Annotated in this window: 13 protein-coding genes; 10 read left to right on the plus strand and 3 right to left on the minus strand. The window is 46.2% G+C overall.

Translation table 11 applies throughout. The annotated features are described in order from the left end of the window. The first annotated feature begins 17 nt into the window (after window positions 1-17). The 6 genes from EGV91_RS00415 to fabZ all read left to right on the plus strand — a co-directional run bounded on the left by EGV91_RS00415 (window position 18) and on the right by fabZ (window position 4907). Window positions 18-422, plus strand: a complete 405-nt coding sequence (locus EGV91_RS00415) for a F0F1 ATP synthase subunit epsilon (protein WP_135500197.1) — start codon at window positions 18-20, stop codon at window positions 420-422. 329 nt (window positions 423-751) lie between these two features. Beyond that, entirely contained in the window at window positions 752-985 is a 234-nt protein-coding gene (locus tag EGV91_RS00420; RefSeq protein WP_135500198.1) for a DUF1146 family protein, read from the plus strand. Between the two features lie 343 nt (window positions 986-1328). Continuing rightward, the gene (gene murA / locus EGV91_RS00425; RefSeq protein ID WP_135500199.1) at window positions 1329-2627 is read left to right on the plus strand and encodes a UDP-N-acetylglucosamine 1-carboxyvinyltransferase; all 1299 of its coding nucleotides are present in this window, start codon (window positions 1329-1331) and stop codon (window positions 2625-2627) included. Between the two features lie 270 nt (window positions 2628-2897). Continuing rightward, window positions 2898-3893, plus strand: a complete 996-nt coding sequence (gene mreB / locus EGV91_RS00430) for a rod shape-determining protein (RefSeq protein WP_135500200.1) — start codon at window positions 2898-2900, stop codon at window positions 3891-3893. 186 nt (window positions 3894-4079) lie between these two features. Beyond that, window positions 4080-4361, plus strand: a complete 282-nt coding sequence (locus tag EGV91_RS00435; RefSeq protein ID WP_135500201.1) for a DNA-directed RNA polymerase subunit beta — start codon at window positions 4080-4082, stop codon at window positions 4359-4361. A 105-nt stretch (window positions 4362-4466) separates the two neighbouring features. Next, window positions 4467-4907, plus strand: coding sequence for a 3-hydroxyacyl-ACP dehydratase FabZ (gene fabZ, locus EGV91_RS00440; protein ID WP_135500202.1), 441 nt, complete (start codon window positions 4467-4469; stop codon window positions 4905-4907). 48 nt (window positions 4908-4955) lie between these two features. Here fabZ and EGV91_RS00445 read toward each other — a convergent pair whose 3' ends face one another. Further along, entirely contained in the window at window positions 4956-5393 is a 438-nt protein-coding gene (locus EGV91_RS00445; protein WP_135500203.1) for a YwpF family protein, read from the minus strand. A 281-nt stretch (window positions 5394-5674) separates the two neighbouring features. Between EGV91_RS00445 and EGV91_RS00450 the strand changes: the two genes are divergently transcribed. Beyond that, entirely contained in the window at window positions 5675-6079 is a 405-nt protein-coding gene (locus EGV91_RS00450) for a single-stranded DNA-binding protein (RefSeq protein WP_135500204.1), read from the plus strand. Between the two features lie 23 nt (window positions 6080-6102). Next, window positions 6103-6246, plus strand: a complete 144-nt coding sequence (locus tag EGV91_RS17190; RefSeq protein ID WP_175580250.1) for a hypothetical protein — start codon at window positions 6103-6105, stop codon at window positions 6244-6246. 54 nt (window positions 6247-6300) lie between these two features. Here EGV91_RS17190 and EGV91_RS00455 read toward each other — a convergent pair whose 3' ends face one another. Next, entirely contained in the window at window positions 6301-9024 is a 2724-nt protein-coding gene (locus EGV91_RS00455; protein ID WP_135500205.1) for a DEAD/DEAH box helicase, read from the minus strand. Further along, the gene (locus EGV91_RS00460) at window positions 9021-10553 is read right to left on the minus strand and encodes an SWIM zinc finger family protein (RefSeq protein ID WP_135500206.1); all 1533 of its coding nucleotides are present in this window, start codon (window positions 10551-10553) and stop codon (window positions 9021-9023) included. Before EGV91_RS00460 ends, EGV91_RS00455 begins: the two co-directional genes overlap by 4 nt. A 249-nt stretch (window positions 10554-10802) precedes the next feature. On the opposite strand from EGV91_RS00460, the gene EGV91_RS00465 reads away from it, so the two are divergent. Together EGV91_RS00465 and EGV91_RS00470 are read left to right on the plus strand one after the other, a co-directional pair. Next, window positions 10803-11165 carry a hypothetical protein gene (locus EGV91_RS00465; protein WP_135500207.1) on the plus strand — a complete coding sequence of 121 codons (363 nt, stop codon included), beginning with the start codon at window positions 10803-10805 and terminating at the stop codon, window positions 11163-11165. A 101-nt stretch (window positions 11166-11266) separates the two neighbouring features. Then, window positions 11267-11752: a transcriptional regulator gene (locus tag EGV91_RS00470; RefSeq protein WP_135500208.1), complete on the plus strand. Its 486-nt coding sequence runs from the start codon at window positions 11267-11269 to the stop codon at window positions 11750-11752. The last annotated feature ends 2 nt before the right edge of the window (window positions 11753-11754 follow it).

Raw genomic sequence — 11754 nt, forward strand, 5'->3', positions numbered from 1 at the left:
GACCAGGAGGGAAAAAAATGCAGACCATTAAAGTCAATATTGTCACTCCCGACGGCCCAGTATACGATTCAGAAGTTTCTATGGTAATAGCAGTTACAGCGACAGGCGAGATGGGTATCTTGCCTGGCCACATTCCGACAGTTGCTCCTCTTGGAATCGGCGCAGTCCGATTGAAGAAAGACAACTCGACTGAATTGGCAGCTGTGAGCGGCGGATTCTTAGAAGTTCGCCCTGACAAAGTAACAATTCTTGCACAATCCGCAGAACTTGCGACAGACATCGATCTGGCGCGTGCACAAGAATCTGCAAGACGTGCAGAAGCGATGCTTCAGGCGCATAAAGATGAAGTCGACTTTAAACGAGCAGAATTAGCGTTAAAACGTGCGATGAATCGTATCAACGTTTATGAGGGTAATATCTAAAGAAAAGCGTAAGCGACCGTATAGATTCGACGGGCATAAGACGCACTGGCGAAGCGGCATGTTTTCAGCCGCACAGCCAGAGTGGCTTATGACCCTAGAATCTGGTCGCTGAAGCTGGACAAAAAGAAAAGCGTAAGCGACCGTATAGATTCGACGGGCATAAGACGCACTGGCGAAGCGGCATGTTTTCAGCCGCACAGGAAGGGCAGCTTAAGACCGAGGAGTTGGCCGCTGAAACTGGACGATAAGAATGAGTGGACAAAAGGGTTTTTGACTTTTGTCCGCTTTTTTTATTAGCAACTTATATTCGTGCAAAGGGGGAGAATATAATGGAGACCATGATTGGCCAACAGGCGTTGATTTCTATATTCAGCCATATCTTTTTTACAGGCGTAGCATTTTTCGCTATGCGGGCAGTGATGTTTGAAAAATGGATTCGCAAGGAACACGTACTGCAAGCGCAAATTCTGTATATCTTTTTAAGTATCTCAATCGGGTTAGCCGTCTCAACTTTCTTTTTGAATATCTCAGTATGGTCAAGGCAATTGCCCTATCTTTTCTAAGTTTGCTTTGCTGCACATGGACATATGTTCTCATGGCAGTGAAGCGCTTTTTTTATTTCCCGGGAAATAAAATAGGGATTTAGGTTTAGTTTAGAATTATAAGGGAAAAATACCATTGTCATGAAAGCGTAAAGAATTTTATAGAGACGGACAGAAAATTTGTCAGTCCTGCGAAAATTATAGCCATAAAACATAATTGTTATTAAAAACTTTCCATAGATACTTGTTATTTTAGTAAAATACAGGTATTATGAAAAAGGTTTTGTTTCTAAATTATGACATAGGACTTTAACGTACAGATTGTACATATAGATAAATCACATTATAGATGGAGGGCATATCAGTGGATCAGATTATTGTAAAAGGCGGCCAACAACTTAAAGGGAAAGTACGTGTCGAAGGGGCGAAGAATGCAGTTTTGCCAGTATTGGCAGGATCTTTGCTAGCTTCAAATGGCAAAAGCGTTATTAAAGAAGTTCCAAACTTGGCGGATGTCTACACGATTCAAGAAGTTTTGAAAAGTTTAAACGCGGCTGTTGAATACTTCCCGGAAAAAAATGAAATGGTGATTGATGCATCAAACACCTTATCAAGCGAAGCGCAATTCGAATACGTTCGTAAAATGCGCGCTTCAATTTTGGTTATGGGACCGTTGCTTGCACGTAATGGATTCGCTCGAGTTGCTCTTCCAGGCGGCTGTGCAATCGGATCACGTCCGATTGAATTGCATTTAAAAGGCTTTGAAGCGATGGGCGCACAAATCACTTTCGGCAATGGCTTCGTGGAAGCGACTGTTAACGGCCGTCTGCGCGGCGCTAAAATCTATCTGGATTTCCCAAGCGTCGGTGCAACTGAAAACATCATGACCGCAGCAGCATTGGCTGACGGCATCACAATTATCGAAAACGCGGCTAAAGAACCAGAAATCGTTGATTTGGCAAATTACATCAACGAAATGGGCGGAAAAGTCGTGGGTGCTGGTACAGATACATTGCGCATCGAAGGCGTGGAAGTATTGAACGGCACTGAGCATTACATTATTCCTGACCGTGTAGAAGCTGGCACGTTCATGGTGGCTGCCGCTATCACAGAAGGCGACGTCATTATTGAAAATGCAGTTCCTGAACACATGGCGGCCTTAATCTCCAAATTGGAGGAAATGGGCGTTGATGTAATAGAAGAAGAAGAAGGTTTGCGCATCCGCTCAAATCGTCCGCTTCGTTCAATCGATATTAAGACAATGCCTCACCCGGGATTCCCGACAGACATGCAGTCTCAGATGATGTCATTGATGTTGACTGCTCAGGGCAGCGGCATCTTGACAGAGACCGTTTTCGAAAACCGCTTTATGCACGTTGAAGAATTCCGCCGCATGAACGCGTCTGTTAAAATTGAAGGGCGTTCAGTGATCATGGAAGGGCCTTCTAAGCTTCAAGGAGCAGAAGTGTCTGCAACTGACTTAAGAGCAGCAGCAGCGCTTATATTGGCAGGATTGGCTGCTGAGGGCATCACTCGCGTTAACGAATTGTATCATTTGGATCGCGGCTACGTGAATTTCCATAAAAAATTAGCTGCTTTAGGTGCTGACATCGAACGAGTTACGACTGTGGAAACAGAAGTAAAAGAAGAGCAAATGGCCTAATATCATTTATATTTCAAGTCTGCCGGTTATTTGCCGGCAGGCTTTTTATATGCCATAAAGCTTTTTTCAACTGACGCAAAATATTATGCCAATAAACTAAAAGCATCAGCAGATGAATTGAGAAATGAGAACAACTCCTCTCAAAAGAGGACTATATTCCTTGGAAATTCTTTTTCTTTTATCTCTTACCTATGATAAAATGTTCAGTTAGGAGAGTCTTTTTCAGGCTCAATAATTGCTGTGCTAGATTTGGAAGGGGAAACGGTTTAAATGTTTTCAAAAGATATAGGAATAGACCTTGGGACGGCTAACGTCCTGATCCATGTGAAAGGCAAAGGCATCGTCTTAAATGAGCCATCAGTTGTAGCTCTGGACCGCAAAACAAATCAAGTGATTGCAGTAGGGGAAGCGGCACGCAAAATGATCGGCCGCACACCTGAACACATCGTCGCTGTACGTCCATTGAAAGATGGCGTTATTGCGGACTTCGATGTCACAGAAATCATGCTGAAATATTTTCTTAACCGCTTGAAGGTAAAAGGCTTTATGACGAAGCCGAGAATCTTGATCTGCTGTCCGACTAACGTAACAAGTGTCGAGCAAAAAGCGATCCGGGAAGCTGCCGAAAAATCAGGCGGCAAAAAAGTCTATCTGGAAGAAGAACCGAAAGTCGCGGCGATTGGCGCGGGCATGAACATTTACCAGCCAAGCGGCAATATGGTCATCGATATCGGCGGCGGCACAACAGATGTAGCCGTGCTCTCGATGGGCGACATCGTCACGAGCGAATCGATCAAAGTTGCGGGAGATGTATTCGATAACGATATTCTTCAATACATTAAACGCGAATACAAATTATTGATTGGTGAACGCACTTCGGAAAATATAAAGCTTCAGATTGGTTCGGTTCTAGCAGGCAACCGCAAAGAGGAAATGGAAGTGCGCGGGCGCGATATGGTAACAGGGTTGCCGCGCGTCATTACAATCCATTCTTCTGAAATAGAAGGGGCGCTAAAAGATTCGATTGCCATGATTGTTGCAGCAGCAAGAAATGTGCTGGAGAAAACACCGCCGGAACTGTCTGCAGACATCATTGACCGCGGCATTATTTTGACAGGCGGCGGTGCGATGCTGCATGGCATGGAGAAATTATTGGCTGAAGAGTTGAAAGTGCCTGTAACTGTATCGGAAACCCCAATGGATTGCGTGGCATTAGGTACCGGCATTATGCTGGACAATATGGGCCGGTTGTCGAAACGCCGTTAAGTGGATTGCTGGAAGCTAGGCTGTATGCAGGGTTTATGACGAATGGCATATGGCAAATCCACATATTTTTAGTATAATGACAACTAATGCAGATGCGCGTGGAAAATATACATAACAGTAGAATTTCGGCGACAAACAGCCCAAGCTTAACGGGCGTATGCATCAATGGAAAGGTTGACTGAATGAATGGCTGAAACAAATAAGAAAATTCCTCTTCATAAAGAAACTAGAAAAGCTCCGGAACGAGATGCAGCTGTGGCCAAAAAGGAAGCGAAAAAGACTCGGTGGGTGCAAATTCGCATGTTTCCAATTTGGCTCCGCATCATTATCGTATTGGTGCTAATCGTTATTGCCGCTGCGCTGGGATCAATGATCGGTTATGGCGTTATCGGAGACGGCAACGCGAAAGATGCACTGAAATGGGAAACGTGGCAGCATATTATCGATATCATGAGCGGGAAGAAATAATTTCCGCTCTTGTTTTTTAGCCGCAAGGATAAGTTGAAAGCTGCGGGCGATGAACTTATGCTCAAGCCGATTTCAACTGCAAAAGAATTCAAAGGGGTTGGAACCATGTTGACAGTAGAACAGATTCAGGCAATCTTGCCGCACCGCTATCCATTTTTGATGGTGGATCGCATTTTGGAAATCGAAGCGGGAAAAAGAGCGGTCGGACTTAAAAATGTAACGGCAAACGAAGAGTTTTTTAACGGCCATTTCCCGGGTTATCCGGTTATGCCAGGCGTATTGATCGTTGAAGCATTAGCACAGGTCGGCGCAACAGCAGTTCTTCAGCTTGATGCAAACAAAGGGCGGCTGGCGTTCTTCACGGGCATCGACAATTGCCGGTTCAAGCGCCAAGTTGTACCTGGCGATCAATTGAAGCTTGAAGTGGAATTGACGAAATTGCGCGGTTCAATGGGCAAAGGTCATGCCATTGCCACCGTTGACGGCGAACTTGTCTGCGAATGCGATATCCTATTCGCACTAGGGCCGGTTGCAGAAGCAAAATGAAAAAGAAAAAAAGCTGGAATCCGGGAATGTCCCCGGATTCCAGCTTTTTTATTGTTTAGCTTCATCTTTTCTCAAACCTGGCCGTTTGCGCATATCGTGTTCGAAACGCTCGAGCAATTCTTCGCCTTCAAGACCGTCTTCGAGCAACTCTGATAGAAGCGTTTCAGCGTACTTGCGGCGCGCACGTTTCAGGGTGCCTTTCAACAGCACGGAAATTTGATCTCCGATGACTTTCACGCCATAGATGGCAACTTCGAATGTGGCCGGTTCATTTTCCGGGTAGGATATGACCACTTTGACATCGTAGATATGGCCGGTTTCCATCATTCTTTTGAATGTCTCCAAATAGCGGATGTCCATCAGCATTTCCAACACCCACGAACGGTGGCTATTTTCCTGATTGATGATGATCCCATCTTCCAGTGGATAATCTGTCACTACATCATTTTCGACTACTCCGAGCGATAGCATTTTAAATGTTTTCACGAATCTCACTCCAAACATCACTTTTTTCCAGTATATCACAGCCATTATTTTTCAGTGCAAACACCAGAAATTTCATGGCCAATATGCAAAATCCGACATTTTAATAAAGGGACAAATTAGGGTTTTTCCCGTTAATTCTAGCGAAAATAAACAACGAATTTTTTTGTGGGCAGCCAAAAATAAAATATTGAGCCCTGATAACCCCCAAATTCCATTTTTGCCCTTTTGCGCAATATTCGCTGTTCGATCTATGATTTGGGTAATCCAAAGGAGGTGAATACATGAACCAAGTCGGTATTGTAGGGCGTTTAACAAAAGATCCGGTGATGCGTGAATTGCCTGAAGGGCGCGTACATACGTCATTCGTCGTGGCGGTTTCCCGGAATTACAAAAATCAGAAAGGAGAAGTGGAAACGGATTTTGTGCTGTGTTCCTCATGGGGGCGGCCAGCGCTCAATATCCACAAATACTGCCATAAAGGTGCGCTCGTTGCGGTGAGCGGCAGGCTGCAATCCCGCTTTTACGACAAAGAAGACGGTACACGCGTCTACGTCACAGAAATACTGGGAGACCAGATCCGGTTCCTCGACAAAAAGAAGGAGAAAGCGGAAGCCGTCCAAGGGGAGCCTGAATCTGCTGCAGATTTTGACTTTCCGCCGCCAGCGACGGATAAAGTGACCGTATAACATGAAAAGGGAGGCACTTAGCGATGCAGAAAGACGTGCAATTGCAACTGGAAGTGCATATGGAGCAATTGATCAGGCTGACTGCCTTGCTTCATCAGCGATTGAGCGAGGCGGAACGGGAACTAAGTGAAATGAAAGCGATCTTCCGTTCCGCTGAAAAAGGGTGAAGGTTTTTCCGTCTAAAAGGAAATTCGGCCAGGTGGGGGCCTGGCCGAATCATTTTAAAGATTATAAGTGAACAATTCCTTCAGTTCGTTGTCAGACAGCTCAGTCATCCATTGGCTGGACTGGATAAACTGTTCCGACATCGATTGTTTTTGTGTCAGAAGTGAATCGATTTTTTCCTCGATGGTCCCGATCGTCACAAATTTATGGACGTGCACGAATTGCGTTTGCCCGATGCGATATGCCCGGTCAGTTGCCTGATTTTCAACAGCTGGATTCCACCATCTATCCGCGTGGAGAACATGCGTGGCGGCGGTCAAGTTAAGGCCTGTACCACCCGCTTTCAATGACAAGATGAAGATCGGGAATTTGCCTGCTTGGAAAGCAGCCACCAGCGAATCGCGCTGATTTTTTGGCATGCTGCCAGTCAAGAACGGCACTTCATGGCCATAAAGCTCATTGATGGCCTGCTGCAAAAGGTGTCCCATGCCGATATATTGAGTGAAGATCAAACATTGTTCCCCGCGTTCCGCAATTTCCCCGGCGAGAGTCACTATGCGCTCCAGCTTCTGTGAACGAGGCAGAATTTCATCCGCGGTAGTATACGGCTCTTTCAAGTATAAAGACGGATGATTACATAATTGCTTCAATTTGCTAAGCATTTTCAGCACAAGCCCTTTTTTCTCGAAGCCTGTGAGCGTCTCCATTTTCTGCACCGTATCCTGTACAAGCCCTTCATAAAGCGCGGCTTGCTCAGGCGTAAGCGGACAATATTCCAATTGCTCCAATTTTTCTGGGAGGTTCAACTGCAGATCCGGATCTTTTTTGGTGCGGCGCAGCAGGAACGGCTGAATCCGCTGGCGCAATTTTTCTTTATGCTCTTCGGAATCATCCCGTTCAATCGGAATCATGAAGTTTTCCTGGAATTGCTTGATCCGGTAAAGGTAGCCTTTATTGATAAAGTCAAAAATCGACCATAGCTCAGACAAGCGGTTTTCAATCGGCGTCCCAGTCAAAGCGATGTGGTGGCCGCCTTTGAATTTACGGATTGTGCGCGATTGTTTCGTGTACATATTCTTGATGTTCTGCGCTTCATCAAGCGTGATGCTCGTCCAATTGATGGCTTGGATTTCTTCTGCGTCGGACGAAGCGATGCCGTAAGTCGATAACAAGACATCAGGGCGCTCGCTTGCCAGATAATTCGTGAATTGATCGCCTTTCGGGCGCGAACTGCCGTAATGCATACCCACTTTCAAGTCAGGTGCAAAACGTTCAAGCTCTTTCTGCCAGTTGCCGAGTACCGAAGTCGGGCAGATGATCAGCGACGGCTGTCCAGGGTTCTTGCTGTGGACATGCAGCAAATACGCAATCAGCTGAACCGTTTTGCCAAGGCCCATATCGTCAGCCAAGCACAGGCCGAAGCCTTCTTCGCGCATGAAAACCAAATAATCGAAACCGGTCTTCTGATAAGGGCGGAGCGTAGTATGGAGATTGGCCGGTACCGGAGTCGGCGGCAAGTCGCGCTTATCCAGCAGTTTATCAAGCAATGTTCGAAGCGACTTGTTCAAGTGATATTCGACAAGCGGATCGTCTTCTTCGATGTTTTCTTCCAACATGATTTCAGGGACGTTCTGGAACAGCATGTCTTTGATGGTCCAATCCGCGTCTTCCGCTTCTTCGATCATTTTGCGGAGCTGCATGAGCAAGGCGGAGTCGACGCGCACCCATTCGTTCCCGATGCGGATGAACTCCTTGTTCTCGGAGACGAGCTGGTTAAAGTCCTGCATGCTGAGCTCATGGCCATTCAATGAAAACTGCCAGTCAAAACGGATGATCTGGTCGAGCCCGACAACCGATGCTTTCTTGATCGGCGAATGGACATTTGCTTTGACGCGCACTTTGGATTCCTGGACTGCTTTCAGCCATGACGGGATCGAAACTTCGATGCCGAACGATTGCAGAATCTCTGCATCGTTGCGCAAAAAGTCGAGCACTTGCGCATCCGTCCAGTCGGCCTGGTAAAACCGGTCGCTTTCAAAGGATTCAACGGCGGGGCAGAGGCTTAGGAGCAGCGACTGCCTTTCCTGGATTTCGCTGGCATGGGCGCGCCATTTTTCAGGCAGCACTTTTTCGAACGGTTCGTTCATGCGGCGCTTCGAAGGGGACCAATAAACGGATCCGCGTTTCGTCCGCAATACGACTTTAAAGGACCAGAATGCGTCTTCGTCAGGTTCGCTCAATTGAGCAGCCAGCACATAATCGTCGGCAGCCGGCAATCCATCCCAGCCGACTTGCTGCACGAAATGGCTGATGAACGGCAGTTGGGCCGGCGACAAGCCTTTTTGGCGCAGCTGATGGCGGATGGTATCCGCTAGGAACGACTGAATTTCCGCGTCGCCGTATGAATCTCGGATGACGATGTCATCGCCATCGGCTTCGACGTGATTCCATAATTCAGGATCGTTCAGCGAATCGGATACGCGTGAAGCCAGGCTGAGCCAAGTATCATCTGCAGGGCTTTGCCCGAGAAACGTTACGTAATGGTGAGGTTTCTGCTGAAATAAGCGCACGAAATCTGCTGGGGTCAGGAGCAAGTCCAGCCCGTCGATGCGTGAAGCCAATCCGTAAAAACTCGCTTTGTCTAAAAAATAGAGATACGGTTTCCAGATTTCAGGAGGAATGCGGTTCCCCGCTTCGTTGATTGCCTGAATGCGGAACTCTTCAGCGCGGCTGATCTTTAAATAATAGGTTTTGCTTCCTTCTGTCTGAAACTGATTCATAGAAGATGTCCTTTCTCGATCTCTTCCTGCAGTGCCCGCAGGCGCTTGTTCTGTGTACGCACTTCGGTCATGTAGGCGTTCCAGAATTCCAGTTGACCGCTTTTCTTGCAGGCGGCTTTCATCTTTTTCCAAATCCGCACCGCTTGCTTATAGCCGGGGCGGTTGCGCTCTTCCAGAAAGTCCATCGCAAACCGGTGGTATAGCGGAAGAACAAAATCAGGTGCGGCGTCTTGCACGTTTTTCAAGCCGCATTCCTCGACGAAATAAAGCGGCGAATTATGGAGATGATGAAGCTCTGCCCATTGTTTATATAATTGTTTTTCAATCAAGTAAGTCGAATACGCTGGCAATCCATAATGGCCGAATTGCTTGAACAGATCTTCCCAATCCGCTTCGCTCAGATCAATCTGCGAAAACAGGCGGCTTAATATCCGCACATATTGGTGGCGGTACTGGGTATAGAGTCCTTCGAACAAAAAGGTTTTTACATGCGGTTTGATCGCCATTAAAATAGCGGTCAGCGCTTGTTGATGCTGCTCAGTCTCCGCTTGAATCGCAAGCTGCACCCAATCTGCAGTCTCGCCTGGTGCGATTTTTTGGACAACCACGCCATCGCCGGACAAGATCGCGAAAAATGCGGCGATGCGGTGGTCCGGCTTCGCCAAAGCAGTTGCTTCGCTGCTGCGCAATTTATTCGAAATGAACAATGTCGTCCAGAACAGCCGGTAGACCGTGAAACGTTGTGAAAACGACCCGTTTTTTGTTTCTATGAATGCACGGACCAGCTTTCTTAAGTGGTCCAAAAAGGCATCCGCTTCAAATGTCCGGTGCTGTACACGCAATTGTTCAAGCAAATCGCGCAATGCATGCAATTCGTCCTCGAACCAGGTTTTGAAAAACGAATGATGCACTTCCTCGGTGCCCGCGATAAACGTATCCCAAACTTCCATCAAGGAAATCAAATGGGCATACGTGCGGTAAAATACTTTCCATTCCCGTTCAAGAGGCACAAACGACAAGGCATTTTTCAAGCGGCCTTCGAACATTTGCTCAAAATAAAAGTAATTGCGGGTTGTGTAGTCAGGTATCGGATCGCGCCAAACGCTTTTGATGATTTGGGTCCATTGCTCGGGTGAGCGTTTTTCCGCCATCATTTTCAGCTGGCTGCTCGGCTGTGCCCGCCAAGCGGCAACCCATTCCGATAATGAGCCGACTTTCTGGTACAGTGAAAAAATCACCGCAAGCCTGTGGCGGCACATATCGGGCTGTGGGCATGCGCAGACGGCGTTCATTTTATCGAAGTTCAAGACGACCTTGACGGTATGGGCGTCCTTGACAATCGCTTCAAGCAAAAGCCGTTCTTCATTGAATGACAGTATCTGTACGCCGTCGTGGCGCACTAAAAAGACTGCTTTTCGAACCATTTCCTCATCCATTTCCCGTGATGGAGTGAGTGATTTTTCGATAGCAGCCATATAATTGTAGATCGTATCATCGAATCGTTTTGCCAGGGATTGAACCGTAGCCATATGCATCGCTCCAAAATAAAAACTTTCCTTCTATTATACGGCTTTAAAATGGCGGCGTAAACGATGAAGACCAAGTATTGCCCAGCGGCGCTTAGGAAAAGATACGAAATGTGCTGTGCTTTTCAGCGTGCGCAGGGCTGAGAGAGAATCTGAAGCAATAAAAATAATAAAAAATTTTCATGGATTGTAAGCGATTTGGAATCATTTAGAAGAAAAAGTCCTATAAAAAATCGTTTGAGGAGGCACATCATGGTCCAATCAATCATATTGGAGATTCCGGAACTCGGTTATTTATTGAAGCAGGAAAGCATTATGGAGTGGCAAGTTTACGGGACGGCGAGATCGGGCAATTATGAAAAAATTTGCTGGCACATTGTTTCTTCAGGCAGCAAAGTGATCTTAAGGAGTGAAGAAACGCCTGAGGGGACGCGGAAATCAGCGGAAATTGATTTCGCAGCAAGCCGCATTGTGCTCCATAAAGGAGAGTTAAGCGACGGTGAATTCACGAAATTCCTGCAATTTCTGCTTGAAAAAATGGTTCTCAGTACCGCATCAGGAGAAATGAATTTTATCGTTTCATCCAAAAAAAGGGTTGAAAAACCTTTGGCATAAGGTGATAATCCTTGTGCTTTTTTATATCCAAAATGAGAAATTTATGATATCATAATTGTAGTAAGAATTTTCAAACTCTTTAACCAAAAGGGGGGAGTGACATGCTGCAGGTTAAATTGATGAAACCTTTTTATACAAAGAAAGAAGGCCATTTGGTTAAGTTTGTGTTCGCCTATCAATACTTTTCAATCTTGAAAGATGACGAATTGTTCCACTTTATACCGGTAGAAGGAAAAGAAATCATCGTCAATTTAAATACCCTCCAAGTGGAAAATCTATCCGAAGTGTTCGTTTTCCAAAAAGGCAATAGATTTATACGCTTGCCGTTATACCAGCTATTGCTGGTTTCGGATATCCATACACATTTACAGGCAATCCTGCAAGAAGAGAGAGCGGGGCTGCACGGAGTGAATGATCAAGCTAGGGAAGAAGCGCAGGAAGCGATTCAGTTTCTGGAAAAAGAGAATTTTGACCGGATGATTGACTATGCTCTAGCGACCCATGACGAAGCAATGTTCTTTAGGTTACTGGAACAGCAATTGCTTGAACGCCAGATGCTTGAAAAACAGGAAAATGGAGGTTTTTAAAA

Origin of the sequence: Planococcus koreensis (assembly GCF_004761975.1) — a bacterium.
GTDB lineage: Bacteria > Bacillota > Bacilli > Bacillales_A > Planococcaceae > Planococcus > Planococcus koreensis.

Bases quoted from the DNA above. Each gene is read 5' to 3' on its own strand.
- EGV91_RS00415 (WP_135500197.1), top strand. From the start codon at position 18: ATGCAGACCATTAAAGTCAATATTGTCACTCCCGACGGCCCAGTATAC.
- EGV91_RS00420 (WP_135500198.1), top strand. From the start codon at position 752: ATGGAGACCATGATTGGCCAACAGGCGTTGATTTCTATATTCAGCCAT.
- mreB (WP_135500200.1), top strand. From the start codon at position 2,898: ATGTTTTCAAAAGATATAGGAATAGACCTTGGGACGGCTAACGTCCTG.
- EGV91_RS00435 (WP_135500201.1), top strand. From the start codon at position 4,080: ATGGCTGAAACAAATAAGAAAATTCCTCTTCATAAAGAAACTAGAAAA.
- fabZ (WP_135500202.1), top strand. From the start codon at position 4,467: ATGTTGACAGTAGAACAGATTCAGGCAATCTTGCCGCACCGCTATCCA.
- EGV91_RS00450 (WP_135500204.1), top strand. From the start codon at position 5,675: ATGAACCAAGTCGGTATTGTAGGGCGTTTAACAAAAGATCCGGTGATG.
- EGV91_RS17190 (WP_175580250.1), top strand. From the start codon at position 6,103: ATGCAGAAAGACGTGCAATTGCAACTGGAAGTGCATATGGAGCAATTG.
- EGV91_RS00455 (WP_135500205.1), bottom strand. From the start codon at position 9,024: ATGAATCAGTTTCAGACAGAAGGAAGCAAAACCTATTATTTAAAGATC.
- EGV91_RS00460 (WP_135500206.1), bottom strand. From the start codon at position 10,553: ATGGCTACGGTTCAATCCCTGGCAAAACGATTCGATGATACGATCTAC.
- EGV91_RS00465 (WP_135500207.1), top strand. From the start codon at position 10,803: ATGGTCCAATCAATCATATTGGAGATTCCGGAACTCGGTTATTTATTG.
- EGV91_RS00470 (WP_135500208.1), top strand. From the start codon at position 11,267: ATGCTGCAGGTTAAATTGATGAAACCTTTTTATACAAAGAAAGAAGGC.